19 protein-coding genes and 1 tRNA gene are annotated in these 26,832 nt (G+C 73.0%); 7 read left to right on the forward strand and 13 right to left on the reverse strand.

What is annotated here, in order from left to right:
- Positions 1 to 80: 80 nt before the first annotated feature.
- The 3 genes from ACFWU6_RS22780 to ACFWU6_RS22790 form a co-directional block, all read right to left on the reverse strand.
- The gene (locus tag ACFWU6_RS22780; RefSeq protein ID WP_383982776.1) at positions 81 to 1,868 is read right to left on the reverse strand and encodes an FG-GAP repeat domain-containing protein; all 1,788 of its coding nucleotides are present in this window, start codon (positions 1,866 to 1,868) and stop codon (positions 81 to 83) included.
- A 194-nt stretch (positions 1,869 to 2,062) separates the two neighbouring features.
- Positions 2,063 to 2,737: a TetR family transcriptional regulator gene (locus tag ACFWU6_RS22785; RefSeq protein ID WP_383806061.1), complete on the reverse strand. Its 675-nt coding sequence runs from the start codon at positions 2,735 to 2,737 to the stop codon at positions 2,063 to 2,065.
- Entirely contained in the window at positions 2,734 to 3,711 is a 978-nt protein-coding gene (locus ACFWU6_RS22790; protein WP_383982778.1) for an acyl-CoA desaturase, read from the reverse strand. The genes ACFWU6_RS22785 and ACFWU6_RS22790 overlap by 4 nt, the downstream gene beginning before the upstream one ends.
- A 423-nt stretch (positions 3,712 to 4,134) precedes the next feature.
- Between ACFWU6_RS22790 and ppc the strand changes: the two genes are divergently transcribed.
- Positions 4,135 to 6,906, forward strand: a complete 2,772-nt coding sequence (ppc, locus tag ACFWU6_RS22795) for a phosphoenolpyruvate carboxylase (RefSeq protein ID WP_383806065.1) — start codon at positions 4,135 to 4,137, stop codon at positions 6,904 to 6,906.
- 79 nt (positions 6,907 to 6,985) lie between these two features.
- On the opposite strand, the gene pth is transcribed toward ppc, so the two are convergent.
- The 5 genes from pth to ACFWU6_RS22820 all read right to left on the reverse strand — a co-directional run bounded on the left by pth (position 6,986) and on the right by ACFWU6_RS22820 (position 11,170).
- A complete protein-coding gene (gene pth / locus ACFWU6_RS22800) occupies positions 6,986 to 7,576 on the reverse strand; it encodes an aminoacyl-tRNA hydrolase (RefSeq protein ID WP_383806067.1) in 591 nt (196 codons plus the stop codon).
- Positions 7,577 to 7,667: 91 nt separating this feature from the next.
- Positions 7,668 to 8,249, reverse strand: a complete 582-nt coding sequence (locus ACFWU6_RS22805; protein ID WP_383806069.1) for a 50S ribosomal protein L25/general stress protein Ctc — start codon at positions 8,247 to 8,249, stop codon at positions 7,668 to 7,670.
- 182 nt (positions 8,250 to 8,431) lie between these two features.
- Positions 8,432 to 9,409, reverse strand: a complete 978-nt coding sequence (locus ACFWU6_RS22810) for a ribose-phosphate diphosphokinase (RefSeq protein ID WP_383806071.1) — start codon at positions 9,407 to 9,409, stop codon at positions 8,432 to 8,434.
- A 134-nt stretch (positions 9,410 to 9,543) separates the two neighbouring features.
- Positions 9,544 to 10,989: a bifunctional UDP-N-acetylglucosamine diphosphorylase/glucosamine-1-phosphate N-acetyltransferase GlmU gene (gene glmU / locus ACFWU6_RS22815; protein WP_383982780.1), complete on the reverse strand. Its 1,446-nt coding sequence runs from the start codon at positions 10,987 to 10,989 to the stop codon at positions 9,544 to 9,546.
- Between the two features lie 109 nt (positions 10,990 to 11,098).
- A tRNA-Gln gene (locus ACFWU6_RS22820) sits at positions 11,099 to 11,170 on the reverse strand.
- Between the two features lie 159 nt (positions 11,171 to 11,329).
- Between ACFWU6_RS22820 and ACFWU6_RS22825 the strand changes: the two genes are divergently transcribed.
- Positions 11,330 to 12,622, forward strand: a complete 1,293-nt coding sequence (locus tag ACFWU6_RS22825) for a sensor histidine kinase (RefSeq protein WP_383806075.1) — start codon at positions 11,330 to 11,332, stop codon at positions 12,620 to 12,622.
- Between the two features lie 135 nt (positions 12,623 to 12,757).
- On the opposite strand, the gene ACFWU6_RS22830 is transcribed toward ACFWU6_RS22825, so the two are convergent.
- Positions 12,758 to 13,267, reverse strand: a complete 510-nt coding sequence (locus ACFWU6_RS22830; protein WP_383982782.1) for an SUKH-3 domain-containing protein — start codon at positions 13,265 to 13,267, stop codon at positions 12,758 to 12,760.
- 2 nt (positions 13,268 to 13,269) lie between these two features.
- The gene (locus ACFWU6_RS22835) at positions 13,270 to 13,938 is read right to left on the reverse strand and encodes a YwqJ-related putative deaminase (RefSeq protein WP_383806079.1); all 669 of its coding nucleotides are present in this window, start codon (positions 13,936 to 13,938) and stop codon (positions 13,270 to 13,272) included.
- 230 nt (positions 13,939 to 14,168) lie between these two features.
- On the opposite strand from ACFWU6_RS22835, the gene ACFWU6_RS22840 reads away from it, so the two are divergent.
- The 3 genes from ACFWU6_RS22840 to ACFWU6_RS22850 all read left to right on the forward strand — a co-directional run bounded on the left by ACFWU6_RS22840 (position 14,169) and on the right by ACFWU6_RS22850 (position 18,740).
- Positions 14,169 to 15,182, forward strand: a complete 1,014-nt coding sequence (locus ACFWU6_RS22840; RefSeq protein WP_383982784.1) for an SMI1/KNR4 family protein — start codon at positions 14,169 to 14,171, stop codon at positions 15,180 to 15,182.
- A 7-nt stretch (positions 15,183 to 15,189) separates the two neighbouring features.
- Positions 15,190 to 17,733 (forward strand): SUKH-4 family immunity protein, encoded by a 2,544-nt coding sequence (locus ACFWU6_RS22845; RefSeq protein WP_383982785.1) that lies wholly within the window; start codon positions 15,190 to 15,192, stop codon positions 17,731 to 17,733.
- Positions 17,734 to 17,867: 134 nt separating this feature from the next.
- A complete protein-coding gene (locus tag ACFWU6_RS22850; protein ID WP_383806086.1) occupies positions 17,868 to 18,740 on the forward strand; it encodes a cellulose-binding protein in 873 nt (290 codons plus the stop codon).
- A 179-nt stretch (positions 18,741 to 18,919) separates the two neighbouring features.
- Here the strand turns inward: ACFWU6_RS22850 and ACFWU6_RS22855 are convergent, their stop codons facing one another.
- Positions 18,920 to 19,771, reverse strand: coding sequence for a hypothetical protein (locus ACFWU6_RS22855; RefSeq protein ID WP_383982787.1), 852 nt, complete (start codon positions 19,769 to 19,771; stop codon positions 18,920 to 18,922).
- Positions 19,772 to 19,849: 78 nt separating this feature from the next.
- Positions 19,850 to 21,439: an MFS transporter gene (locus ACFWU6_RS22860; protein ID WP_383806090.1), complete on the reverse strand. Its 1,590-nt coding sequence runs from the start codon at positions 21,437 to 21,439 to the stop codon at positions 19,850 to 19,852.
- A 363-nt stretch (positions 21,440 to 21,802) separates the two neighbouring features.
- Here ACFWU6_RS22860 and ACFWU6_RS22865 point away from each other — a divergent pair, with 363 nt between their 5' ends.
- Complete coding sequence (locus ACFWU6_RS22865) at positions 21,803 to 22,579, forward strand: ABC transporter ATP-binding protein (protein ID WP_383806092.1); 777 nt, start codon at positions 21,803 to 21,805, stop codon at positions 22,577 to 22,579.
- On the forward strand, positions 22,576 to 25,161 hold the full coding sequence (locus tag ACFWU6_RS22870) for an ABC transporter permease (protein WP_383982789.1): 2,586 nt from the start codon (positions 22,576 to 22,578) through the stop codon (positions 25,159 to 25,161). The genes ACFWU6_RS22865 and ACFWU6_RS22870 overlap by 4 nt, the downstream gene beginning before the upstream one ends.
- Before the next feature lie 119 nt (positions 25,162 to 25,280).
- Here the strand turns inward: ACFWU6_RS22870 and ACFWU6_RS22875 are convergent, their stop codons facing one another.
- Positions 25,281 to 26,774 carry a DUF2079 domain-containing protein gene (locus tag ACFWU6_RS22875; RefSeq protein WP_383982791.1) on the reverse strand — a complete coding sequence of 498 codons (1,494 nt, stop codon included), beginning with the start codon at positions 26,772 to 26,774 and terminating at the stop codon, positions 25,281 to 25,283.
- Positions 26,775 to 26,832 lie beyond the last annotated feature (58 nt).

The following is a 26,832-nucleotide window of genomic DNA, read 5'->3' on the forward strand; positions in this document are numbered from 1 at the left end:
CCGCGGGCCCCGCGGCACGACGGCGCCCCGCCACCGGAGGATCTCCGGTGGCGGGGCGCCGTCGTGCAGGTGTCGGGCGGTCAGCCGATGGTGCGGTAGTTCAGGTTGCCCTTGAAGAAGACGGGCGCGGTGAGGACCTCGCTGCCGAAGAGGCTCTTGCCGCCCTCGGAGCGGAACACGTTGCCGTTGGCGTCGGTCAGGACCAGGTCCGCCTTGCCGTCACCGGTCAGGTCACCGGGGGACACGGCGTCCTTGTAGGCCTGGTAGCCCCCGCCGACCAGCCAGCGGGCGGCGAACGGCGCGTTCGCCTTGCCGGCGCCCGGGTGGAAGTACAGGTCGCCGCCGTTCGTGATGCCGACCGCGTCGGCGTAGCCGTCGCCGTTGAAGTCACCGGAGGCGACCAGCCGGTACTGGTCCCAGCCGTTGCCGACGTTGACCGGGGCGGCGAAGGCGTTGCCGGTGCCGTTGCCCTGGTGGACGTAGAGGCTGCCCCAGATGTCGCGGGTCAGCAGGTCGCCCTTGCCGTCGCCGGAGACGTCGCCGCCGCCGACGACCAGGTTCGTGACGCCCCACCAGTCACCGGCGATCGACTGGTTCGTGCTGCGGTTGGTCAGGCCCCACTGGTTGAACTGGAACTTGTGGCCCCAGTTCACCTTGTCCAGGCCCGAGGCCACGACCAGCTTCGACCCGTCGTCCGGCCAGACGAAGTCGCCGGCCTTGCGCGGATCGAAGAGCGAGCCGTCGCTCTTGGCGTCGTGCGACCAGTACTGGCCGCCGGCGTCGAGGGTGCCGACGTTGTGCTTGCCGTAGACCGGCGTGACGCCCGAGCCGAGGAAGAGCTCGGTGCTCTTCCAGTTCGAGCCGCAGTCGTACTGCGCGGAGAACAGGCCGTTGCCCTCGGAGAAGTGGCAGAAGAGGTCACCGGTGACGGTGACGCCCATCATGTCGGCCTTGCCGTCGCCGTCGATGTCGTCGGCCGCGATGATCTGGGTGTAGCCGGTCCAGCCGCTGGCGATCTGGTTCCGCCACTCCAGCGGGCCGGCGCCGTTGCCGGTGCCCTTGTGGACGAACAGGTCGCCCGTGTAGGTGCGGCCCATGACGTCGCCGTCGCCGTCGCCGTCGATGTCGCTCAGGCCGACGATCTGGTCGTACTGGTTCCAGCCGCCGCTGACCTTGACCCGGTCCGCGAACGGGTTGGAGAGGTTGCCGGTGCTCTTGTAGTAGTACAGGTCGCCGGCGTGCGTACGGGCGAGCAGGTCCGGACGGCCGTCCTTGTTCAGGTCGCCCGCCGCGATGACGCGGTTGTAGACCTGCCAGCCGGTGCCGGTCCACTTCGGAGCGCCGGCCGTGCCGCCGGAGGTCTCGCGGAGCTGGAGCTTGCCGTCGAAGGTGAGCGTGAGGATCTCGGGGTTCCAGCCGCCGCCGACGTTGCCGAGGGCGATGATGTCCTTGACCGTCTCGGACTCGTCGCCCTCGATGCGGAAGTCGGTGGACGGGTCGCCCGCGGGGGCGCCCGTCGCGAAGACACCGGCGTAGCCGAGGGTCGAGCGGAAGACCAGGTCGCTGAAGCCGTCGCCGTCGAGGTCCAGACGCGGCTGCGCCACGCTGCTCGCGGCCGCGAGGCTCTGCGGAGCCGCGGCGCGCGCGCCCTTGTCCTTGGTGGTCGCCTTCGGTGCCACGACGCCCGGCGCCGGGGTGGCGGCGTGCGGGACGGTGGACTTGGGGGCGGTCGAGGCCTTGGCCGCGGCGGGCGCCGGGCGGTCCGAGGCCTTGCCGGCGGCGGTGGCCTGGCCGACGGAGAGCAGGGTGCCCGCAGAGAGGGCAAGGGCGGTGCAGGCCGCGATGCGGCCGAGGCGCGAAGAGCGCAAGAGGGTTCCCCCGTGATCGCAGGTAGAACCGGGTGGCCGTCACGACGACGACCGGCGCACGCGGAACGCGGCGCTGCGGATCGTCCGTACGTCCCCCCCGGGAAGTGATCACACAGTACCGCTGCGTTTCCCGAGGTAGAAGTGGTTTTCCGTACAACCTTCCGGGCTCGGGGCGATGCGGGGCCGCCGCCCGCTCAGCTCTTGCGGCGGCCCACCAGCTGGGGCTTCGCCTCCAGGTTCTCCAGCCCGTGCCAGCACAGGTTCACCAGGTGGGCCGCGACCTCGGCCTTCTTCGGCTGCCGGGTCTCCAGCCACCACTGCCCGGTCAGCGCCACCATCCCGACCAGCGCCTGCGCGTACAGCGGGGCCAGTTTCGGGTCGAAGCCGCGGGCCTTGAACTCCAGCCCCAGGATGTCCTCCACCTGCGTGGCGATGTCACTGATCAGCGAGGCGAAGGTGCCCGTCGACTGGGCCACCGGCGAATCCCGCACCAGAATGCGGAAGCCGTCCGTGTACGACTCGATGTAGTCCAGCAGCGCGAACGCGGCCTGCTCCAGCAGCTCCCTCGGGTGCCCGGCCGTCAGCGCGCTCGTCACCCCGTCCAGCAGCTGGCGCATCTCCCGGTCCACCACGACCGCGTACAGGCCCTCCTTGCCGCCGAAGTGCTCGTACACCACCGGCTTGGAGACCCCGGCCTTCGCCGCGATCTCCTCCACCGACGTGCCCTCGAAGCCCTTCTCGGCGAAGAGGGCGCGACCGATGTCCAGCAGTTGCTGACGCCGCTCGGCGCCCGTCATCCTGACCCGGCGACCGCGCCGGGGCTTGTCGCTGCTGGAACTGCTGCCGTCGATCGCCACACCCCCCATCATGCCGCGTTCGGCTCGTCGCCCCTGCGCCGGGCGTCGATGCGGGCCGCGGACGGCCAGCGCACGTCCGTGGCCCAGCCCAGCAGCTCGAACCAGCGGATCAACCGCGCACTCGAATCGACCTGGCCGCGCAGCACGCCGTGCCGCGCCGAGGTCGGATCGGCATGGTGCAGGTTGTGCCAGGACTCCCCGCAGGAGAGCACCGCCAGCCACCACACGTTGCCCGAGCGGTCGCGGGACTTGAACGGCCGCTTGCCCACCGCGTGACAGATCGAGTTGATCGACCAGGTCACGTGGTGCAGCAGCGCCACCCGCACCAGCGAACCCCAGAAGAACGCCGTGAACGCACCCCACCAGGACATCGTCACCAGACCGCCCACCAGCGGCGGGATCGCCAGCGAGAAGATCGTCCAGAAGATGAAGTCGCGCGAGATCCGCCGGATCACCGGGTCCCTGACCAGGTCCGGGGCGTACTTCTGCTGGTCGGTCTGCTCCTCGTCGAAGAGCCATCCGATGTGCGCCCACCACAGGCCCTTCATCAGCGCCGGCAGCGTCTCGCCGAACCGCCACGGCGAATGCGGGTCGCCCTCGTGGTCGGAGAACTTGTGGTGCTTGCGGTGGTCGGCGACCCAGCGCACCACCGGACCCTCCACCGCCATGGACCCCATGACGGCCAGCGCGATCCGCAGCGGCCGCTTCGCCTTGAAGGAGCCGTGCGTGAAGTAGCGGTGGAAGCCGATGGTGATCCCGTGGCACGCCAGGAAGTACATGAAGATCATCAGGCCGAGGTCCAGCCAGCTCACCCCCCAGCCCCAGGCCAGCGGGACCGCGGCCAGCAGCGCCACGAAGGGCAGGGTGATGAACAGCAGCAGGGCGATCTGCTCCACGGACCGTTTGTTCTCGCCGCCGAGCGTCGCGGACACGGCGGTGTCGGACTGCGCGGAGGCGTCCTCGATCAGATCGGGCGGGGTGGGCATGGGGCCCCCTGGGGGGTGAGGAGTCAGCGGGAAGGGCGCCGCCCCGAGCACGGGCGGAACCGGGTGGCACGGAGCCTACGGACCCGTAACCTACGGCATCGTAAGTATGGCAAATCGAGGAGCGGGGGCAAGTGGGGTGCGGCCGGAGCGGTCCGCCACACGCCGTACACGCCCCGTGAACGAAGGCGCGTAGCGCCTCCACAGGGCGTACACCGCCCGCCCCGGAGCCGCCTCGCGAGACAACTGCCCGGACACGGCAGTCCGACACCTATCCTGGTGTCGTCGGACAGCGCGGTCCGCACGGGCAGCCCGGGCTGCGCACCAGCCGGGGACCCCTCCCAGACGAAGTCTGGGGGAGGCACCGCCGCGCGCGGCCGGGAGCCCACCGCCCCGTAGCTCGAAACACTGCAAGGAGCCGCACCTGTGAGCAGTGCTGACCAGGCCCCCCGGGCCTCCCAGCCGGCCGCCCCCCTCACCCAGGCCGCCACCGCGAACGCGGAGCTGCGCGCGGACATCCGCCGCCTCGGCGACCTTCTCGGGGAGACCCTCGTACGACAGGAGGGCCAAGACCTCCTCGACCTCGTCGAACGCGTCCGCGCCCTCACCCGCACCGACGGCGAAGCCGCCGCCGCGCTGCTCGGCGACATCGGTCTGGAGACCGCGGCCAAGCTGGTCCGCGCCTTCTCCACCTACTTCCACCTCGCCAACGTCACCGAGCAGGTGCACCGCGGCAAGGAGCTGCGCGCCCACCGCGCCGCCGAGGGCGGGCTCCTCGCCCGCACCGCCGACATGCTCAAGGACGCCGACCCCGACCACCTGCGCGAGACGGTCAAGAACCTCAACGTCCGCCCGGTCTTCACGGCCCACCCCACCGAAGCGGCCCGCCGCAGCGTCCTCAACAAGCTGCGCCGCATCGCCGCCCTGCTGGAGGAGCCCGTCACCGGCGCCGGCGACCGCCGGCGCCACGACCTGCGCCTGGCCGAGAACATCGACCTCGTATGGCAGACCGACGAGCTCCGAGTGGTGCGCCCCGAGCCCGCCGACGAGGCCCGCAACGCCATCTACTACCTCGACGAGCTGCACGCCGGCGCCGTCGGCGACGTCCTCGAAGACCTCGCCGCCGAACTCCAGCGCGTCGGCGTCGAGCTGCCCCCCGGCACCCGCCCGCTGACCTTCGGCACCTGGATCGGCGGCGACCGCGACGGCAACCCGAACGTCACCCCCGACGTCACCCGGGACGTGCTGATCCTCCAGCACGAGCACGGCATCACCGACGCCCTCGAACTCGTCGACTTCCTGCGCGGCCTGCTGTCGAACTCCATCCGCTACACCGGCGCCACCGAGGAGCTCCTCGCCTCCCTCCAGGCCGACCTGGAGCGCCTCCCCGAGATCAGCCCGCGCTACAAGCGGCTGAACGCCGAGGAGCCCTACCGCCTCAAGGCCACCTGCATCCGCCAGAAGCTCGTCAACACCCGCGAGCGACTCGCCAAGGGCACCTCCCACGAAGAGGGCCGCGACTACCTCGGCACCGCCGAACTCCTCGCCGACCTCACCCTCATCCAGACCTCCCTGCGCGAGCACCGCGGCGCGCTCTTCGCCGACGGCCGCATGGACCGCACCATCCGGACCCTGGCCGCCTTCGGGCTCCAGCTCGCCACCATGGACGTGCGCGAGCACGCGGACGCCCACCACCACGCGCTCGGCCAGCTCTTCGACCGCCTCGGCGAGGAGTCCTGGCGGTACGCCGACATGCCGCGCGAGTACCGCGGCAAGCTGCTCGCCAAGGAGCTCCGCTCCCGGCGCCCGCTGGCCCCCACCCCGGCACCCCTCGACGCCGCCGGCCAGAAGACCCTCGGCGTCTTCTTCGCCATCAAGGACGCCTTCGAGAAGTTCGGCCCCGAGGTCATCGAGTCGTACATCATCTCGATGTGCCAGGGCGCCGACGACGTCTTCGCCGCCGCCGTCCTCGCCCGCGAGGCCGGCCTGATCGACCTGCACGGCGGCTGGGCCAAGATCGGCATCGTGCCGCTCCTGGAGACCACCGACGAGCTGCGCGCCGCCGACGTCATCCTCGACGAGATGCTCGCCGACCCCTCCTACCGCCGCCTGGTCTCGCTGCGGGGCGACGTCCAGGAGGTCATGCTCGGCTACTCCGACTCCAGCAAGTTCGGCGGCATCACCACCTCCCAGTGGGAGATCCACCGCGCCCAGCGCCGACTGCGCGACGTCGCCCACCGCTACGGCGTGCGGCTGCGCCTCTTCCACGGCCGCGGCGGCACCGTCGGCCGCGGCGGCGGCCCCTCGCACGACGCCATCCTCGCCCAGCCCTGGGGCACCCTGGAGGGCGAGATCAAGGTCACCGAGCAGGGCGAGGTCATCTCCGACAAGTACCTCGTCCCCTCCCTGGCCCGCGAGAACCTCGAACTGACCGTCGCGGCCACCTTGCAGGCCTCCGCCCTGCACACCGCCCCCCGCCAGTCCGACGAGGCCCTCGCCCGCTGGGACGCGGCCATGGACACGGTCTCCGACGCCGCCCACGCCGCCTACCGCGCGCTCGTCGAGGACCCCGACCTGCCCGCGTACTTCTTCGCGGCCACGCCCGTGGACCAGCTCGCCGACCTGCACCTGGGGTCCCGCCCCTCGCGCCGCCCCGACTCCGGCGCGGGCCTCGACGGACTGCGCGCCATCCCGTGGGTCTTCGGCTGGACCCAGTCCCGCCAGATCGTCCCCGGCTGGTACGGCGTCGGCTCGGGCCTCAAGGCCCTGCGCGAGGCCGGCCAGGACGACGCGCTCGCCGAGATGGGCGAGCGCTGGCACTTCTTCCGCAACTTCCTGTCCAACGTCGAGATGACCCTGGCCAAGACCGACCTGCGGATCGCCCGGCACTACGTCGACACCCTCGTGCCCGAGAACCTCAAGCACGTCTTCGCCCGCATCGAGGCCGAGCACGAGCTCACGGTCCGCGAGGTCCTGCGCATCACCGGCGGCGAGAAGCTCCTGGACTCCCACCCGGTCCTCCAGCAGACCTTCTCCGTCCGCGACGCCTACCTGGACCCCATCTCCTACCTCCAGGTCTCGCTGCTCGCCCGCCAGCGCGCCGCCGCAGCCCGCGGCGAGGAGGCCGACCCGCTGCTCGCCCGCGCCCTGCTGCTCACCGTCAACGGCGTCGCCGCAGGCCTGCGCAACACCGGCTGACCGGCTGACCGGCCCCCGGGCCACGACACACGGGAGCCCCCGCACCTCGAAGCTCGAAGGTGCGGGGGCTCCCGTACGCCTACGTGTTGTACGTGGACTGCGCGCGCTCCAGGCCGTCGGAGATCAGGCACTCCACCGCGTCGGCCGCCCGGTCCACGAACCAGTCCAGCTCCTTGCGCTCCGTCGAGGAGAAGTCCTTCAGCACGAAGTCCGCGACCTGCATCCGGCCCGGGGGACGGCCGATGCCGCAGCGGACGCGGTGGTAGTCCGGGCCCATCGACTTCGTCATCGACTTCAGGCCGTTGTGGCCGTTGTCCCCGCCGCCCAGCTTCAGGCGCAGCGTCGGGTAGTCGAGGTCCAGCTCGTCGTGGACCGCGACGATCCGCTCCGGCGCCACCTTGTAGAAGTCGCGCAGCGCCGTCACCGGGCCGCCGGAGAGGTTCATGTACGTCATGGGCTTGGCCAGCACCACCCGGCGGTTGCCCGGCCCCGGCGGCCCGATGCGGCCCTCGACCACCTGGGCCCGGGCCTTGTGCGCCTTGAACCTCCCGCGGATCCGGTCCGCCAGCAGGTCCGCCACCATGAACCCGATGTTGTGGCGGTTGCCGGCGTACTCCGGCCCCGGGTTGCCCAGGCCGACGATCAGCCAGGGCGCCGCGTCGTCCGACATCACAAGCTCCTTGAGCGGGAACGACCGCCGTCCCGCTCCAGTGGAGCCGGACGGCGGTCGGTCAGTACGTGCCGTAAGGGGAAGGGGAGGCTCAGGCCTCGGTGCCCTCGGCCTCGGCGGACGGCTCCTCGGCCTGCGGGGCGACGACCTGGAGGACGGCGATGTCGCCGTCGACGGCCAGGGTGGTGCCCTTCGGGAGGACCAGGTCCTTGGCGTGGATGGTGTCGCCGGCCTGCAGGCCCTCGATCGAGACGGTGACCTCGGTCGGGATGTGCGTGGCCTCGGCCTCGACGGAGATGGTGTTCTGGAGGGTCTCCAGCATGTTGCCGCCGACGGCCAGGTCGCCCTCGGTGACGATCGCGACGTCGACGGTGACCTTCTCGCCCTTCTTGACGATCAGGAAGTCGACGTGCGAGATCGAGCGCTTCAGCGGGTGACGCTGGACGGCCTTCGGGATGACCAGCTCGGTGCCGGCGCCCGCGATGTCCAGGGAGAGCAGGACGTTCGGGGTGCGCAGCGCGAGCAGCAGGCCGTGGCCCTCGACGTCGACGTGCTGGGGGGCGGTGCCGTGACCGTAGATGACGCCGGGCACCTTGCCCGCGATGCGGGCCTGGCGGGCGGAGCCCTTGCCGAAGGACGTGCGGAGCTCGGCGGAAAGCTTGACCTCGGACATGCTCACTCCTCGTGGGGTGACGGAAGGACGGAACTGGTCACCCGGCCGGAACGGCCTGCTACGAAGAGCGCGTCGATAACGGAGCGTCCGTACCGGAAACAGGTACGGCCTCCCTCGCCGAGCAACTCGTGGAGTGTACCCGGCGGGGGAGGCCGAACCCAAAAGGATCTACCGCGCAGCGGCTACTGCTGCTCCTCGAAGAGGCTGGTGACCGAGCCGTCCTCGAAGACCTCGCGCACGGCGCGGGCGACCATCGGGGCGATGGACAGCACCGTGATCTTGTCGAGCTCCAGGTCGGACGGGTCCGGCAGGGTGTTCGTGAAGACGAACTCGCTGACCTTGGAGTTCTTCAGGCGGTCGGCGGCGGGGCCCGACAGGATGCCGTGCGTGGCCGTCACGATGACGTCCTCCGCGCCGTGCGCGAAGAGCGCCTCGGCCGCGGCGCAGATGGTGCCACCGGTGTCGATCATGTCGTCGACCAGGACGCAGACGCGGCCCTTGACCTCACCGACGACCTCGTGGACGGTCACCTGGTTGGCGACGTCCTTGTCACGGCGCTTGTGCACGATCGCCAGCGGGGCGTCCAGGCGGTCGCACCAGCGGTCGGCGACGCGCACGCGGCCGGCGTCCGGGGAGACGATCGTCAGCTTGGAGCGGTCCACCTTGGCGCCGACGTAGTCCGCGAGGACCGACAGGGCCGACAGGTGGTCCACCGGGCCGTCGAAGAACCCCTGGATCTGGTCCGTGTGCAGGTCGACCGTGAGGATGCGGTCCGCACCCGCGGTCTTCAGCAGGTCGGCGACCAGACGGGCCGAGATCGGCTCGCGGCCCTTGTGCTTCTTGTCCTGGCGGGCGTACCCGTAGGACGGCACGATGACGGTGATGGAGCGAGCCGACGCGCGCTTCAGCGCGTCGATCATGATCAGCTGCTCCATGATCCACTTGTTGATCGGAGCCGTGTGGCTCTGGATCAGGAAGCAGTCCGCGCCGCGAGCCGACTCCTGGAAGCGGACGTAGATCTCACCGTTCGCGAAGTCGAAAGCCTTGGTCGGCACGAGGCCGACTCCCAGCTGGTGCGCGACCTCCTCGGCCAGCTCGGGGTGGGCGCGGCCGGAGAAGAGCATCAGCTTCTTCTCGCCGGTCGTCTTGATCCCGGTCACAGCACTGTCTCCTCAGACGTGTTGAAAGCTGCTCGCCCCCGCGTGCGTCCGTCCCGCACACGGTGAGCCAGCCGAATTGCGTGCACCTATCACGGTACGCCGTCGCAGGCGCAGCCGTTTCCGGCCCGTTCACCTCAGTGGTGGCCGGAGTCCTCCGCGCCCGCCGACCGCGCCGCCGTCGCGGCGGCGCTCCCCGGGCGCTTGCGGGCCACCCAGCCCTCGATATTGCGCTGCTGGCCGCGGGCCACGGCCAGCGCGCCGGGCGGCACGTCCTTGGTGATCACCGATCCGGCCGCCGTGTAGGCGCCGTCCCCGATGGTGACCGGCGCCACAAACATGTTGTCGGAGCCCGTCTTGCAGTGGGAGCCGACGGTGGTGTGGTGCTTGCTCTCACCGTCGTAGTTCACGAACACGCTGGCCGCACCGATGTTGGTGTACTCGCCGATCGTCGCGTCGCCCACGTACGACAGGTGCGGCACCTTGGTGCCCTCGCCGATCGTCGCGTTCTTCATCTCCACGTACGTACCGGCCTTGGCCTTCGCGCCGAGCCGGGTGCCGGGACGCAGGTACGCGAAGGGGCCCACGGTCGCGTCCGGGCCCACGACGGCGCCGTCCGCCACGGTGTTGTCCACCCGGGCGCCCGCGCCCACGGTCGTGTCCGTCAGGCGGGTGTTGGGGCCCACCTCGGCCCGCTCCGCGACGTGCGTGGCCCCGAGGAGCTGGGTCCCCGGGTGGACGAGCGCGTCCTGGCCGAAGGTGACGGTCACGTCCACGAACGTACTGGCCGGGTCCACGACCGTCACCCCGGCGAGCATGGCCTGCTCCAGCAGGCGCGCGTTCAGCAGGGCGCGGGCCTCGGCGAGCTGCACGCGGTTGTTGATCCCGAGGATCTGGCGGTGGTCGCCGCCGACCGCTGCGCCGACGCGGTGGCCGGCCTCGCGCAGGATGCCGAGGACGTCCGTGAGGTACTCCTCGCCCTGGCTGTTGTCGGTGCGGACCTTGCCGAGGGCGTCGGCGAGGAGGGCCCCGTCGAAGGCGAAGACCCCGGAGTTGATCTCGCGGACGGCGCGCTGGGCGTCGGTGGCGTCCTTGTGCTCGACGATGCCGGTCACCGCGCCGTCGGCGCCCCGGATGATGCGTCCGTAGCCGGTGGAGTCGGGCACCTCGGCGGTGAGCACGGTGACGGCGTTGCCGTCGGCCCCGTGCGTCCGCGCGAGCTGCCGGAGCGTCTCGCCGGTCAGCAGCGGGGTGTCGCCGCAGACGACGATCACGGTGCCCGTGACGTCGCCGCCGAGCTCTTCGAGCGCCATCCGGACGGCGTGCCCGGTGCCGTTCTGCTCGTACTGGACGGCGGTGCGGACCGCGGGGTCGAAGGCGGTGAGGTGCGCGGTGACCTGCTCGCGGGCGTGCCCGACGACGACGACGAGGTGGGCGGGGTCCAGTTCGCGGGAGGCGGCGACGACGTGACCGACGAGCGAGCGCCCGCAGATCTCGTGCAGCACCTTGGGGGTGGCCGACTTCATGCGGGTGCCTTCCCCCGCTGCGAGTACGACGACGGCTGCCGGGCGGTTGGCGCTCACGGGTGGGCCCTTCGGCTTCGGGGGTGGACCCGTGAAGGATAGCCGGGGCCCCGGGCCCCCGAACGAAGGCGGGTCCCGACCGCGGAGGTCAGGACCCGTACGTGTGGAGCTCCCCTGTCAGGACTCGAACCCGAACATAAGGCACCAAAAGCCTCAGTGCTGCCAATTACACCACAGGGGACTATTCGCGACTAAACCGAACATCAAGGCTGCGTGGTCGAGTCGACGGCACCTACTATGCCGCACCACCGCCCCTCGATGCGACGGTATGGATCGCCACCTTATGGGACGCGGAATATCGGTCGCGGGCGTGCTGGGGGCGCTGCGTACGCTGGACGGCATGACCAGTACGGGGGAAGAGCAAGGCCGCGCTGGGCCGCCTTTGTGGTGGACGCGGCGGCGGGATGCCGTGGGGGACGTGGTGCTCGGCGGGCTGTCCGCCGCCGAGTGCGCCTGGGAGGGGGTGGCCTTCGCCGCCGAGACGGGCGCGCCGACCGTGCTCGGAGTGCTGTTCGGGTTCCTGGTGGGATCGGTGCTCGTGCTGCGGCGCCGCTGGCCGATCGCGGTGGTGCTGGTCGGGATCGCCGTGGCGCCGGCCACGATGGGGTTCCTGCTCGCGGTCGTGGGCCTGTACTCGCTGGCGTCGTCCGAGGTGCCGCGGCGGATCATCGCCACGCTGGCCTCGATGTCGCTGTCCGCGACCTTCGTCGTGATGTACCTGCGCACCCGCGGGGACGTGGAGGCCGACGCGACGCTGGTCGTCGTCCTGGCGGCGTTCGTGGCGGTGGCGCTGACGGTGCCGCCGGTGCTGTTCGGCCTCTACATCGGGGCCCGGCGGCGGCTGATGGAGAGCCTCCAGGAGCGGGCGGACTCCCTGGAGCGGGAGTTGTCGCTGCTGGCCGACCGGGCGGAGGAGCGGGCCGAGTGGGCCCGTACGGAGGAGCGGACCCGGATCGCCCGCGAGATGCACGACGTCGTCGCGCACCGGGTGAGCCTGATGGTGGTGCACGCCGCGGCCCTGGAGGCGGTGGCGCTGAAGGACCCGGCGCGAGCCGTGAAGAACGCGGCTCTCGTGGGGGACATGGGGCGGCAGGCGCTGACGGAGCTGCGGGAGATGCTCGGGGTGCTGCGGGCCGGGGCCGCGGGGAAGCCGACACCCGCGGCGGCGGTGGCGGCCGCGGCGGTGGCGGCGGTGGCCGCGCCGCCGACCGGGGGCACCGACGACGGACCCACGCTCGGGGAGCTGGAGGTGCTGGTCGGCCAGTCGCGAGCGGCCGGGATGGCCGTGGAGGTGGTGGTGCGGGGCGAGGGGGCGCGGTACCCGGCGGAGGTGGAGCAGACGGCGTACCGGGTGGTGCAGGAGGCGCTGACCAACTGCCACAAGCACGCGCCGGGCGCCCGCGTCGTGGTGCGGCTCGCCCACCGGGAGGGCGAGGTGGCGATGCAGGTGGAAAACGGGCCCTGCGACGGCAGCTCCGCCGAGCCGGGGCTGCCCAGCGGGGGCAACGGCCTCGTCGGGATGCGCGAGCGGGTGCTCGGGCTGGGCGGGGTCTTCGTGTCCGGGCCGACGGACGCGGGCGGCTTCCGGGTCTCGGTGGTGCTGCCCTCGCGCCAGGGCGCGGCCGCACGGTAGCGCCCGCAGCCCGACCCCCGCCCCCCGCGGCGGGCGCCTTGCCCGCGCGGTGACCCCCGTCCGGGGCCGAGCCCCGTCCGGGCCGGCGTCGCGGACGGGCCGGCGTCGCGGACGGGCCGGCGTCCCGGGCGGGGGTCAGGCCGTGGTGAGGCGGGTGGGCTGGAGGCCCGTCAGGAGGAGGGTGAGGGCCTCGTCCACACTCATTCCGAGGTACCAGTCGCCGGTGTGGTCGATGCCGTACGCGCGGCCCTCGCGGTCGATGGCGAGGTGGGAGCCCCCGTCGGCCTCGACGCCAAGGGGGCAGAGCTCGGTGGACAGGGCGCGGCCGAGGTCGGCGAAGGTCCGGGCCAGGTGGAGGCCGGTGAGGGGGTCGATCCGCACGGGGACGGGTGCTATCTGGCGCCCGGGCCCGGGCGCGGTGACGGTGAGGCCGCCGAATTCGGCCCAGGCCTCGACGGCGGCGGGGAAGACGGTGTGCCGGTGTCCGGCGGGGGTGGTGTGGTCCCGGAGCGCGTCGGCCCAGTACTCGGCCTGCTTGATGTCCCAGCGGCCGGGCTCCCAGCCGGCGGTGCGCAGGGCGGAGTTGACGGCGGCCGGGAAGCGGGTCGCCGCGGAGCGGTCGTACGAGGCGGAGGTGGGGGTCATGGCTACTCGGCTGGGGTGAGGTCGACGGAGCGTACGCCGAAGTGGGCGAGGAGGGCCTCGCAGGAGCGGCAGGGGGGTGCGTAGCTGCCGTGGAGCGGGTCGCCGTCCTCGCGGATGCGGCGGGCGGTGATCTTCGAGTGCTTGAGGGAGCGGCGCGCCTCGCTCGCCGTGAGGGGCTTGCGGGAGGCGCGCTTGGAGCGGGCGCCCTCGACGCCGGCCAGGTGGCGGGAGAGCAGGATCGCCTCGGGGCACCGGCCGGTGAAGCGTTCGCGCTGGCCGCTGGTGAGGGTGTCCAGGAAGTCCTGGACGAGGGGGTGCAGCGCCGGTGGATGGTCGGCCTTGCCCGCGGTGCCGGTGAGGGTCTCGCCGCGTACGGAGAGGGCGGCGGCCACCGTGGGCAGGATGCCGTCGCGCCGGAAGCGCAGGACGGGCGGGGTGGGGCGGCCGTCGGCGCTGCCCCAGCGCAGGCGGGGGTCTCCGGCCGGGCCGCCCGGTTCGGCGGGGCCGCCGGGGCCTCTCCGTACCAGGGCTCCGTGCGGTGCCGGCAGGCCTTGCGGTGCCTGCGGTCCTTCCGGGCCTCCTGTGCCGTCGGGTGCTGCCGTTGCCGCGGGTCCTTCCGGGCCTGCTGCGGCGGTGTCGGCCGGATCCGGCCGTGTTGCCGTGTGGTGCATGGTCGCGCTTTCCCTCCCGTGGCGGCGGTGGTGGCCGCGGTCGCGCACGCCCCCGTGCTGCGGGGACAGCCTGCCAAACGTCACCTGTCATGTGGAAGCGGGGTCGAATATTCGTATCAATTCGGATGTTCCCGGCCCTGTCCGGAGGGTGCGGCTCCGGCGCGGGTGAGCCTCTTGCCCCAGCGCATAGGCTGTGGTGAACCAGCCAGATCCAGCAGGGGGCTACCGCCATGACGACAGGTCGGCTCGGGCAGCAGGCCGCGCCACCCAACGCCGCTTACGCGGGGCAGGTCGTGCATTTCCCGGACCCCGTCCGGGCCGCTCGGCATCCCCACGGAGTGCGGATGGACGGCAACGGGCATCCGGACTTCTCCGCGTACGCCCGCGCGGCGGTGGAGATCGCCGACCCCCCCGAGGGCTTCGGCGTCGACGAGCTGCGCCTGACGGACTGCGTGTCCGCGAACGCGGCGATGCAGGCCGCCGGGCACGAGCTGTGGGACACGGTCGGCCCGGTGGCCACCCCTCACGGCTGGACCTGGCACCACGTGTCGGGCTCGCGGCGCATGGAGCTGGTCCCGGTCGAGGTGAAGGCCCTGTTGCGGCACCACGCGGGGCTCGTGACGGCCCCGGTGGACCACGAGAAGCGCGGGACGCGGTCGCTGCAGGAGGTGCGCCCGGTCCACCTGGGCCTGCCCAAGTCGGTGGTGTCGGTCTCCGAGGAGCAGGTGCAGGGCGTCGAGGAGGACCTCGGCTACCGGCTGCCGGAGGCGTACCGCTCGTTCCTGAAGGCCGCGGGAGGCTGCGCGCCGGTCGGCGCGGGGCTGGACGTGGAGCTGGGCCTGCTGGTGGACCAGCCGTTCTTCACGGTGCGCGACGAAGCCGCCGTCAACGACCTGGTGTACGTGAACAAGTGCCTGCGGGACCACCTGACGAAGGACTACCTGTGCGTGGCCTTCGTCCAGGGCGGGCTGCTCGCCCTGAAGGTGAAGGGCGAGGGCATCGGCTCGGTGTGGTTCTCGCCGTACGACGACGCCCGCGACCGGGACGGCTGGTCGGTGCAGGAGCGCGTGGAGCGGCTGTTGCTGCCGTGCGGCGGTGATTTCGACGCCTTTCTGGAGCGGCTGGCGGGGAATCCGCCGGAGTTGGAGACGGTGGCCGGTCTGATGGTGGACGGCGGATTCGCGCGCTCGGTTCCCGTGGCGGGGCCGGGCCCGGCGGCGAGTACCGGTTCGGATGAGGGGTGACGGCGCGGTGGTGACGTTTGCGCAGGCGCAGGAGCGCGCCGAGGAGTGGATCAACGGTGAGGTGCCCGCGTACCAGCACCGTGAGGTGCGCGTACGGGAGTTCGGGCTCGGGTTCGTGGTGTGGGCCGAGGACCGCGCGGCCGGCCCGGTCTCCGGGGGCGGCCGGCAGCGGCTGGTCATCGCCCGGGACAGCGGGGAGGTGACGCTGTGGCCCGGACTGCCGGTGGGTGAGGTGATCCGCCGGTACGAGGAGGAGTACGGGGCCGCGGCTGCGGCCGTGGCGTCGGAGGCCTCGGTGCCGCCGCCGCGGATCGACTCGGAGCAGACCTCGTTCATGCTCAGTCCGCCGGAGTGGCTCCAGGAGGCCGCGGACCGGGCCGGGATCCCGCGCGGGCCGTCGTCGGCCGCGTCCTCGGGTGTGTCCTCGGCCGCGTCCGGACCGGTCGCGCCCGGTGCTGACCCGGTTGTCTCCTCTTCCTCCTCCCCTTCCCCTGTCGCCTTGCCGTCGGACGCGGACGCGGACGCGGACACGGACGCGGCGTCGGCTCCGGCCGCCTCCGGGCCGGTGGACGCCGTACCGCTGCGGCGCGGGGGCGAGGTTCCGTACGAGCCGACCGCCAACGACGGGGTCCCGGCGGGGGTCCCCATCGGTTCCACGCCCTGGGCGGGTACCGATGTGAACCCCGGTGCGGACGACGCGTCCGTACCGCTGCCCGCGACCGTGTTCGCGCCCCCGCTGTCCGGGTCGGACCTGGACGACGCACCCGCCTCCGGGGTCGCCCCGGAGGCCAAGACCACGCTGATGCCCGGGGGCAGCCGGCTGCCCCGTACGGCGGTGGTACAGGCACTCGGCCCGGACGCGGGCGACATCGCCGACGCGCCGACCAGCAAGGCCTCCCGGCCGGGCGCGCCCGGCCCCGGGCAGCCGCCCGCGCAGCCGGGTGGGCCGGCTGCGCCGGGTACGCCTGCCGGTGGGATCGACCACGCCGCCACCATGCTGGCGGGTCCTGGTGTTCCGTTGCCCCCTGGTCCGCCCGGTGTTCCGGGTGGTACGGGTGGGGGTCGGCCGTCGGCGCCTCCGGGTCCGCCCGGTGCGCCCGGTGGTGGTGCGCATCATGCGGCGACGATGTTGGCGGGTCCGGGTGTTCCGCAGCCGCCCGGTCCGCCGGGGGCTCCCGGTGCGCCGGGCGGGCCCGGTACGCCCGCCGGCGGGATCGACCATGCCGCGACGATGTTGGCGGGTCCTGGTGTTCCGTTGCCCCCTGGTCCCCCCGGTCCGCCCGGTGTTCCGGGCGGTACGGGTGGGGGTCGGCCGTCGGCGCCTCCGGGTCCGCCCGGTGCGCCCGGTGGTGGTGCGCATCATGCGGCGACGATGTTGGCGGGTCCGGGTGTTCCGCAGCCGCCCGGTCCGCCGGGGGCTCCCGGTGTGCCGGGCGGGCCCGGTACGCCCGCCGGCGGGATCGACCATGCCGCGACGATGCTGGCCGGCCCCGGCCCCGACGCGGGCCGCCCGCCCGCGCCCCCCGGCCCGCCGCCGGGCGGCCCGGTCGCGCAGCCGCCGGCGCCCACCGGCGCGCCCACGGTGGGCCCCGGCTACCAGGCCGTGCTTCGCTACCGTGCGCCCGACGGCTCCGAGCAGCAGCTGATCCGCCGCTCGGCGCCCGGCACCCCGCACCCGGAGTGGCAGATCCTGTACGAACTGCGCGCCATGAACGTGCCGCCGCAGCAGGTGCTGGAACTGCACACCGAGCTGGCGTCCTGCGAACTGCCGGGCGGCTACTGCGCCCGGATGATCCGGGAGACCTGGCCGCAGGTGCGGATCACGAGCGTGGCCCCGTACGGCACGGAGCACGCGAGCCGTCAGCAGGGCATGCGCCACCTCATCACCCACCAGAGCGAGCTGCACCAGGTGGCGGACGGTCCCGCGCGCCCCGCGCCCGTACGGGCGCCCCTGCCGCAGGTCCCGCTCCAGCCGGCGATCCCGCTCGACGCCATCGCCCAGGAGCTGGCGGGGGCCTTCGGTCCGCAGGGCGTCTTCCGCTTCGAGCAGCGGGCGGTGTCCCGTCAGGGCGTGCCGGAGATCGTGGCGCAGACGCTGATGTGGGCGGGTGTCCCCGTCGACTTCGGGCCGTTCTTCTGGGGTCAGGCGGTACCGGGACAGCCGGTGCCGACGCTGGCCGAACTGGCCGCGCAGCGGCAGGTGCAGCCGGCCTCGGACGCGGGCTCGTACCTCGTGGTCGGCAGCGACTTTGGCAAGGCCCTGTGCGTGCAGTACGGCACGGCGAACATCGTGGCGGTGCCGGTGGAGGGCGGTCCGGGCGGCGCCCCGGTGCCGCCGCAGTTCGTGAATTCGAGCCTGCCGCAATTCGTGCGGTCCCTCGCGATGCTGGGTCACATGTGGCGGCTGCGGCAGCACCTGACGCCGGAGCAGGCGGGCCGCTGGACCGTCGATTTCCAGGCGAATCTCGCGGGGCTCGACAGCGCGGCGCTGGCGTCGCCGGAGAGCTGGTGGTCGGTGCTGCTGGAGCAGATGTGGGACGGACTGCTGTGATCGGATGCTGATCGGTTGATCGGTGGGATGGCCGGGTCGAGACCTTCGAACAGGGTCTCGGCCCGGCCATTCCGGCTTCTGCCCGCAAATGACGCATCCTTGGCAGGAACCCCCGCGAGAGAGGCGCTTCCCGGATGAGTGCACCCATTGCGACCGTGCGTGGCCGCGGCTACCGCACGGAAGAGGTCGACCGGTACCTCGCCCGGCTCTCCGGCAGCCGTGACGAGGCCTGGGAGCGGGTGGCGCGGCTGACCGTCCTGGCCAAGCAGATGGAGGCGGAGGCGGCTCGGCTGCGCGAGGCGGTGTCCGCGCTGGCGCCGCAGACGTACGAGGAGCTGGGCGAGCGGGCCCGGCGGATTCTGTCGCTGGCCCAGGAGGAGGCGCAGGCGCTGCGGCTGGACGCGCAGGCGGACGCGGCGGACGCGCTGGGCGCGGGCGAGGCGCACGCCGACCGGGTGGCCGAACTGGCCCGCCACGACGCGGAGGCGGTGCGCGAGCAGACCGAGGTCCGGGCCCGGCAGGGGCTGCTGCGGGCGCAGCGGGAGGCGGACGACGCGCGGGCGGCGGCGCGGGAGGACGCCGAGGCGTGGCGGGCGCAGGCGCAGGCGGCGCTGGACGGGATGCGCCTGCGGTCCGAGGAGCTGCTGGCCGAGCGGGAGCGGGAGCAGGCGGAGCGGTGGGAGGCGTCGGAGCGGGAACTGGCGGCGCGCGAGGCGGAGTTCGAGGCCCGGCATGCGGAGCTGGAGCGGTCCGCGGAGGCGCGGCTGGCCGAGGCGCGGCGGGGGTTCGCGGAGGCGGAGGAGGCGGCGCGGCACGGGCAGGAGGACGCGGAGGCCGCCGCCGCCGCGGTGGTCGCGGAGGCCAGGGTCGTGGAGGAGCGGGTGGGGCGGGAGACGGAGCGGGTCCTGCGGGAGCACGCGGAGTCCCAGGAGGAGATGCGGGCCCACATGAACCACGTCCGGTCCAGCCTGGCGGCGTTGACGGGGCGGGCGGCGGCGGAGGGCTGACGCTGTGACCGCGAGCCCCTGGTGCTGTGACCGGAAGGGTTTGCCGGGGCGCGGTGTCCGGTGCGGTGGATCGCAAGGCGGAGGGCCGCGGCTCGTACTGGACGTACTCGCGGGGTCCGACAACGCGGCGAGGTGCCGTGCCGGGCGCTGCGACCCGGTGAATCTTTCCGGTCACAGCACTAGGGAGCGGGCGGCTTCGCGGCGGTCCCCTCGTAGCAGTACGGGTCGCTGCGCAGGCCGCGGGCGGTGACCACCACCGTGAAGGGGGGCTGCGCGGCGAGGGGGAGGCGGGCCGTCAGGGCGCCGGTCAGCGGGTCGGCCGCCGCCGGGACGACCGTGTCGGAGACCGTGACGCGGGTGGCGGGGCCCGCCCGGCGGGGGGTGAAGCCGCCGCCGTCGACGGTGACCAGGCCGTCGGCGACGGTCACGTCCGTGATCACCGGGTTGGCCGGGGTGGCGACCTTGTTCAGCAGGTACGCCCCCGCCGGGGCGCCCGTCAGCGCCCAGATCTCGTGGGGCAGGCGCGGCAGGCCGCCGCCCACGTCCGCGAGGAAGAAGAGCACCACGTAGAGCATGGTGACCGCGCTCAGCGCCACGTACTGCAGGTCGACGAGGTCGGTCCGGCCGCTGTCGTTCGCGATGAGCTCCCGGAGCGGGCGCCGGCCCGTCGCCGTGGGCTTGGGGGCGGGCTTGGCCAGGGTGCCGTTCCCGACGCGCACGCCGACGATCGCCTTCGCCGTGATCATGGCGACGTACGGGCCGCCGAGCAGCGGCAGGTACACGCTCGTCAGGGTGGACAGCGGGCCGCGGTCGCCCTGGAACCAGTCGACGCCGCCGCCCGCGGTGAGCCCGTACGCGAGGACCGCGAGCAGCAGCCAGAGCAGGATCACCGTCCAGGCCAGGGCCAGCGCCGTCGAGGTGGAGAGGCGGCCGTCGCGGCCGGTGACGAAGGCCGGGTGGCGGCGGAGCCGCAGGGCGAGCGGGCCGGCCAGTGCGGCCAGTAACGCCAGTGCGAAGAGTGCGGAAGCCATGTACGTCCCCCCGGGAGCGGTGCCGGCGACGAGCGTCACCCATCGGACCGGTCCATGACAAGCAGGACCCGCGGTGCCTCAGTCCTCCGGCAGGACCGGGAACGTCCGGGGTGCCACCAGCAGCAGGACCAGCAGCACGACCAGGGCGGCGACGGCCGCCACGAGGAAGACGTCGTCCACGGCGTCCGCGACGGCCGCGCGCAGGTGGTCGGCGGCGGCGCGCGGGAGCAGCTCCGGCCGGTCCAGCGCCTTCGCCACGGCGTCCAGGCCGTCCGGCGGTCCGGCCGCGGGGGCTCCCGCCAGCCGGGCGGCTAGGGTGGCGTTGGCGACGGCCGCGAGCACGGCCGCGCCCACGCTCTGGCCGACCTGCCGGCAGAACAGCACCGAGGCCGTCGTGGTGCCCCGCTGCGCCCAGCCCACGGTGGCCTGCACCCCGACGATCAGCGGCAGTTGGAAGAGTCCGAGCGCGGCCCCCAGCGCCAGCATGACCAGCGCGGGCTGCCAGGGCCGGGCCGGGTGCGGGAGCAGGGTGAAGGAGTACAGGGTCACGGCGGCCAGGGCGATGCCGACGGCGGCGGTGTCGCGGAAGCCGATGCGCCGGTAGACGTGCTGGCTGAGGGCGGCCGACAGCGGCCAGCTCAGGGTCATCGCGGACATGACGAAGCCGGCGGCGACGGGGTCCAGGCCCAGGACGGACTGGGCGTACGTCGGCACGAACACGACCGGGGCGACCATCAGCAGCCCGAACACCGCCATCGCCAGGTTGACGGCGGCGAGGGTGCGCCGGCGCCACACCCAGCCGGGCAGGATCGGCTCCTCGGCCCGGCGCTCGACCCGTACGACCAACGCGGCCAGACCGGCGCTCGCGCCGAGCAGCCCCAGCGAGGGCGCGGACAGCCAGGGCCAGGCCACCCCGCCCTGGACGAGCGCGAAGAGCAGGACCCCGCCGCACGCGAAGACGGCCAGGGCCCCGGCCCAGTCGACCGGGCCGCGGCGACCGGGGGACCGGACCGGCTCCGCCAGGTGGCGGCCCACCATCCACAGGGCGAGTGCGGCCAGCGGCAGGTTCAGCAGGAAGATCCAGCGCCAGTGCGCGTACGCGGCGAGCAGCCCGCCCACCGCCGGTCCGGCCACGGACGAGGCGGCCCACACGGTGGACATGCGGGCCTGGATGCGCGGCCGGTCCCTGAGCGGGTAGAGGTCGGCGGCCAGGGTCTGGACGGTGCCCTGGAGCGCGCCGCCGCCCAGCCCCTGGACGATCCGGAAGGCGATGAGGGCGCCCATGTTCCAGGCGAGCCCGCACAGCAGCGAGCCGACGAGGAAGAGGCCGGTGCCGAAGAGCAGCACGGGCTTGCGGCCGAAGGTGTCGGACAGCTTCCCGTACACGGGCAGGGTGACGGTGACGGCCAGCAGGTAGCCGGAGAAGAGCCAGGAGAAGAAGGAGAAGCCGCCGAGGTCGCCCACGATCTGCGGGACCGCCGTGGCGACGATGGTGCTGTCCAGGGCGACGAGGCTCATGCAGAGCATCAGAGAGGCCACCACGGCCGGCCGCGGCCGGCCCGGGGACCCGGCCGCGGCAGGCGCCGGGGCGCCCGGGGACGCCGCCGCTCCCGCGGACCCCGCGGCCGCGCCGTCAGGGCCCGCGCCCGCGCTCTCCCCTGACGCCACCGAGATCCCTTCCCCCTGCACGCATCTGCCCAGAGCACCTTCTCACCGGCGGTGTGTCCGGCGGTATCCCCCAGGGCGGCTCCTCCGCAGGGTGGAGAACCCCTAGGGGGCGCTCCGTACGAGGGGCCAGGGGTAGTTCGTCCCGGGGGAGGAGGCCGCAGGGCCCGCCGCGTCCTTAACTGGTCCACATGGGCGGGGAGCCCCGGGGGGTGGGGTTAACCCCCGGGCGGATACGGCGATGGGCACCAGCGCGCCGCACCCCCCGCCCGCCCCAGACTTCACCACGGCGACGCACGCAGGCAGTCACCCAGGCACGCAGGCAGACGACGCACACCGATCAAGGAGAGCACCGTGACAACGGCTATGACCGAAACCAGGCACGGGGGTACTGGAGGGCATGAAGCCGTCGCGGCCCGGGCGCGGAAGGTCGTCAAGGCCTACGGCTCCGGCGAGACGCGCGTGGTCGCCCTCGACGAGGTGGACGTGGACATCCGGCGCGGCCAGTTCACCGCCATCATGGGCCCCTCGGGCTCCGGGAAGTCCACGCTGATGCACTGCCTCGCGGGCCTCGACACGGTCACCAGCGGACAGATCCACCTGGACGACACCGAGATCACCGGGCTGAAGGACAAGAAGCTCACGCAGCTCCGGCGCGACCGGATCGGCTTCATCTTCCAGGCGTTCAACCTGCTGCCCACCCTGAACGCCCTGGAGAACATCACCCTCCCCATGGACATCGCGGGCCGCAAGCCCGACGCGGAGTGGCTCAACCGGGTCGTGGAGACCGTCGGCCTGGCCGGCCGGCTCAAGCACCGTCCCACCGAGCTCTCCGGCGGCCAGCAGCAGCGCGTGGCCGTCGCCCGCGCCCTCGCGGCCCGGCCGCAGATCATCTTCGGTGACGAGCCGACCGGGAACCTGGACTCCCGGGCCGGCGCCGAGATCCTCGGCTTCCTGCGCCGCTCGGTCGACGAACTCGGCCAGACCATCGTGATGGTCACCCACGACCCGGTGGCCGCCTCGTACGCGGACCGCGTCGTCTTCCTCGCCGACGGCCGGATCGTCGACGAGATGTTCGCGCCCACCGCCGAGCAGGTCCTCGACCGCATGAAGGACTTCGACGCGCGCGGGCGGACCTCATGAGCGGCACCGTCCTGAAGACCTCGCGGCGCAACTTCGTCGCGCACAAGGGGCGGATGGCGCTCTCCGCCGTCGCGGTCCTGCTCTCCGTCGCCTTCGTCTGCGGCACCCTGGTGTTCACCGACACCATGAACACCACCTTCGACAAGCTGTTCGCCGTCACCAGCTCCGACGTGACGGTCGCCCCGAAGGCCGCCGGGGACGGCGAGGAGACCCCGGACCGCGGCAGGCCCGAGGTGCTGGACGGCGCGGTCGTCGGGAAGGTTGCCGCGGCCGAGGGCGTCAGGAGCGCCGAGGGCGGCGTCGTCTCGATGTCCGTCACGGTGGTCAACGCCGAGAACAAGAACATGGGCTCGACCACCGGCGCCCCGACCGTCGCGGGCAACTGGAGCGACAACGAGCTCAAGTCCATGAACATCACCTCGGGCAACGCACCGCGCGGCCCGACCGAGGTGATGGTCGACGCCGACACCGCCGAGAAGCACCACCTGAAGCTCGGTGACGAACTGCGCACCATCGCCATCACCGGCGACATCCGCGCGAGGATCAGCGGTATCGCCACCTTCACCGTGACCAACCCGGGTGCGGCGATCGTCTACTTCGACACCGCCACCTCGCAGCAGGCGCTGCTCGGCTCCGCCGGCTCCTTCACGCACGTCAACGTCACCGCCAAGGACGGGGTGAGCGACGAGCAGCTCAAGCAGAACATCGCCACGGCCGTCGGCGCGGACACGTACAAGCTGCAGACCGCCAAGGAAGCCGCGGACGCCAACCGCAAGGACGTCGGCTCCTTCCTCGACGTCATGAAGTACGTGATGCTCGGCTTCGCCGGGATCGCCTTCCTCGTCGGCATCTTCCTGATCTTCAACACCTTCTCGATGCTGGTCGCCCAGCGCACCCGCGAGATCGGCCTGATGCGCGCCATCGGCGCCGACAGCGGGCAGGTCCTGAAGTCCGTGGTCGTCGAGGCCTTCCTGCTCGGCGTCGTCGGCTCGCTCCTGGGCGTCGGCGCGGGCGTGGGCCTGGCGATCGGCCTGATGCAGCTCATGGGCGCCATGGGCATGCACCTGTCCACCGACGACCTGACGATCGCCTGGACCACCCCGGTCATCGGCATCGTCCTCGGCGTCATCGTGACCGTCGTCTCCGCCTTCATCCCGGCCCGCCGGGCCGGCAAGGTCTCCCCGATGGCCGCGCTGCGCGAGTCCGGTACCCCGGGCGACAAGAAGGCCGGCGTCGTCCGCGCCGTCCTGGGCCTGGTCCTCACCGGCACCGGCGGCGCCGCGCTCTACCTCGCGACCGCCGCCGAGAAGGCCGGACCCGGCTCGCTCTGGCTGGGCCTGGGCGTCGTCCTCACCCTCATCGGCTTCATCGTGATCGGCCCGCTGCTCGCCGCGGGCGTGGTGCGGGTGCTCTCCGGCGCGGTGCTGCGGCCCTTCGGGTCCGTGGGCCGGCTCGCCGAGCGCAACGCCCTGCGCAACCCGCGCCGCACCGGTGCCACCGCCGCCGCGCTGATGATCGGCCTCGCGCTGGTCGCCTGCCTGTCGGTGGTCGGCTCCTCGATGGTGGCCTCCGCGACCGAAGAGCTCGACAAGTCGGTCGGCGCGGACTACATCGTCAACTCCGAGACCGGCCAGCCCGTGCTGCCGCAGGCCGAGCAGGCCCTGCGCGCCACCAAGGGCCTCGACCACGTCACCGCCTACCGCGAGGTGGCGGCCAAGATCACCGCCGCCGACGGCTCCACCGTGGAGGAGGGGATCGGCGCCACCGACCCGACGTACGCCAAGGACATCCGGCGCAAGATGGTCGCCGGCGAGCACGCGGCGGCGTACGGCAAGGACTCCATGTCGGTGGGCTCGCAGTACGCCACCGCGCACGGCATCGGGCTCGGCGACGAGCTGACGGTCGCCTTCACCGGCGGCAGCACGGTCAAGCTGAAGGTCGCCGCGATCACCAGCGACGAGGGCAACCTCGACAAGGGCATGAAGTACATCAGCACCGAGGCGGCCCGGGGACACGTCCCGGCCGACAAGCTGCCGCTCCCCTTCATGCTGCTGGCCAGCGCACAGGACGGGCAGTCGGACGCCGCCGCGTACCAGTCGGTCAAGACGGCGCTGGCCGAGTACCCGCAGTACATGGTGCGCAACCAGACCGACTACAAGCAGGCCCTGAAGGACCAGGTCGGCCAGCTGCTCAACATGGTCTACGGGCTCCTCGGCCTCGCGATCATCGTCGCGGTCCTGGGCGTCGTGAACACCCTGGCCCTGTCGGTGGTCGAGCGGACCCGCGAGATCGGCCTGATGCGCGCCATCGGCCTCTCCCGCCGCCAGCTGCGCCGCATGATCCGCCTGGAGTCGGTGGTCATCGCCCTCTTCGGCGCCCTGCTCGGCCTCGGGCTGGGCATGGGCTGGGGGATCGGCGCGCAGCAGCTGCTGGCGCTCCAGGGCCTGAAGGTGCTGGAGATCCCGTGGCCGACGATCCTCGGGGTGTTCGCCGCCTCGGCCTTGGTGGGCCTGTTCGCCGCGCTGGTCCCGGCCTTCCGGGCGGGGCGGATGAACGTACTGAACGCGATCGCGAGCGAGTAGCTGCGCCGCGGTCGAAACGGGGGAACAACGGGGGACGGCCCCGGACCTGCCCGCGAGGGGGGGGTCCGGGGCCGCCGTCGTCCCCGGGGCGCAGGCCGCGGACGCGCGGCCGGCCGCCGTCAGCCGCGGCGCATCAGCACGACGCCCCCGGCCTCGCCGACCACGCTGAACCGCTCGCCCGGGTGCAGCTGGAGCGCGTAGCCCGTAGGGTCCTCGCCCGCCCACTTGGAGGAGTTGTCGATGGCGATCCAGTCGGGGACCACGCCCTTGCTTCCGCCGATCCACAGGACGCGGCAGCGCGAGGTCAGCCGGGTCAGCGGCGTGGTGTCGGCCTCGACGGTCGCCCCGTCGGGTATCCGGTCGAGGAGCCGTTCGACGGCGCCGACGCGCGCGGGCCGTTCGTACGTACGGGCCTCCGCGAGCCCGGCGCTGGGCAGGGTGGTGGCGGCGAGGGTGAGGCCGGCCGCGAGCACGGCGGTGGGCAGGTGGAGGGCGTACGCCCGCAGCCAGGGGTGCTCGGCGCGCCGGACGGTGTCGACGGCGTCGACGAGGGCCAGCGTCACGACGGGCATCAGCACGGCGCTGTAGTGCCAGTCGGTCGACCAGTAGTGGTCGTCCCCGGACAGGAACCGCCAGCCGAGGGTGGGCGCGGCGACGAGCAGCAGCGGCGAGCGCAGGGCCAGCAGGCCGCTGGTGGGGACGAGCACCCAGCCCAGGGTCGCGAGCTTGGTGCCCAGGCCGGCCAGCGGGCCGGATCCGTCGATCTTGTCCCAGTAGCCGTAGCCCGCGGTCGCGAAGGCCGGAATGACGACGGTGAACACCAGGAGGGCGAAGACGGCCGAGCCGGCGGCGACGCCGAGCGCGATCCGGCCTGCCCGCCGGTCGGTCGGCAGCGCCCGCCAGGCCACCACCACGGCCAGGGCTGCCAGGGTGAAGCCGAGGTCCTCCTTGACGAGGACCAGCGGCAGCCCCCACAGCAGGGCGGCCCGCCAGCGCCGGGCGAGGACCGCCTCCAGGGCGAAGGCCAGCAGCGGCACGGCGAAGGCGATCTCGTGGAAGTCGAACTCCACGGCCCGCTGGACGCCCCAGGACAGCCCGTACGCCACCCCGAGGGCCAGGCCGCGGGGCCGTCCCAGGAGGCGCCCGGCGGCCCGGGTCACCGGGACGGCCGACAGCGCGAACAGCGCGGCCTGCACGACGAGCAGGGTGACGGGCCCGGGGAAGACCCGGTAGACGGGGGCGACCAGCGCGATGATCGGGCTGAAGTGGTCCCCGAGGATGTTGGCCCCGGGCCCCTTCAGGTCGGCGACGGGCTCCCGCAGGTGGGCGTAGGCGCGGATGGCCTGCTCGAAGATGCCCAGGTCCCAGGAGGCCCACTCCATCCGGCGGAACCGTCCCACGGACAGGACGAGGTACACGGGGAACAGCGCGGCGGCCACCGCGTAGGGGCCGGCCCACCGGGTCCCGCCCTGCCCCACCGCGGCCGGGGCCGCGGGGGCAGGGCGGGTTATCGCGTCGCTCGTCACGGTCTCGTACTCCTCGGCCGGGGCGGCGTGAACTCCCGCGGAAGGCGGCGGGCCCAGACGGTCATTGCGGTCGTTACGGGAACACATCGTAGAGCGGCGGCGGCACGGACCGGCCCGGACCGGCCCGCGGCGCCCCTCCCGCCCC

This window comes from Streptomyces sp. NPDC058674 (assembly GCF_042716505.1).
Taxonomy (GTDB): Bacteria; Actinomycetota; Actinomycetes; order Streptomycetales; family Streptomycetaceae; genus Streptomyces.

Bases quoted from the DNA above. Each gene is read 5' to 3' on its own strand.
- ACFWU6_RS22855 (WP_383982787.1), bottom strand. From the start codon at position 19,771: ATGGCTTCCGCACTCTTCGCACTGGCGTTACTGGCCGCACTGGCCGGC.
- ACFWU6_RS22785 (WP_383806061.1), bottom strand. From the start codon at position 2,737: ATGATGGGGGGTGTGGCGATCGACGGCAGCAGTTCCAGCAGCGACAAG.
- ACFWU6_RS22825 (WP_383806075.1), top strand. From the start codon at position 11,330: ATGACCAGTACGGGGGAAGAGCAAGGCCGCGCTGGGCCGCCTTTGTGG.
- pth (WP_383806067.1), bottom strand. From the start codon at position 7,576: ATGTCGGACGACGCGGCGCCCTGGCTGATCGTCGGCCTGGGCAACCCG.
- ACFWU6_RS22870 (WP_383982789.1), top strand. From the start codon at position 22,576: ATGAGCGGCACCGTCCTGAAGACCTCGCGGCGCAACTTCGTCGCGCAC.
- ACFWU6_RS22805 (WP_383806069.1), bottom strand. From the start codon at position 8,249: ATGTCCGAGGTCAAGCTTTCCGCCGAGCTCCGCACGTCCTTCGGCAAG.
- ACFWU6_RS22835 (WP_383806079.1), bottom strand. From the start codon at position 13,938: ATGCACCACACGGCAACACGGCCGGATCCGGCCGACACCGCCGCAGCA.
- ACFWU6_RS22865 (WP_383806092.1), top strand. From the start codon at position 21,803: ATGACCGAAACCAGGCACGGGGGTACTGGAGGGCATGAAGCCGTCGCG.
- ACFWU6_RS22830 (WP_383982782.1), bottom strand. From the start codon at position 13,267: ATGACCCCCACCTCCGCCTCGTACGACCGCTCCGCGGCGACCCGCTTC.
- ACFWU6_RS22840 (WP_383982784.1), top strand. From the start codon at position 14,169: ATGACGACAGGTCGGCTCGGGCAGCAGGCCGCGCCACCCAACGCCGCT.
- ACFWU6_RS22790 (WP_383982778.1), bottom strand. From the start codon at position 3,711: ATGCCCACCCCGCCCGATCTGATCGAGGACGCCTCCGCGCAGTCCGAC.
- ACFWU6_RS22875 (WP_383982791.1), bottom strand. From the start codon at position 26,774: ATGTGTTCCCGTAACGACCGCAATGACCGTCTGGGCCCGCCGCCTTCC.
- ACFWU6_RS22850 (WP_383806086.1), top strand. From the start codon at position 17,868: ATGAGTGCACCCATTGCGACCGTGCGTGGCCGCGGCTACCGCACGGAA.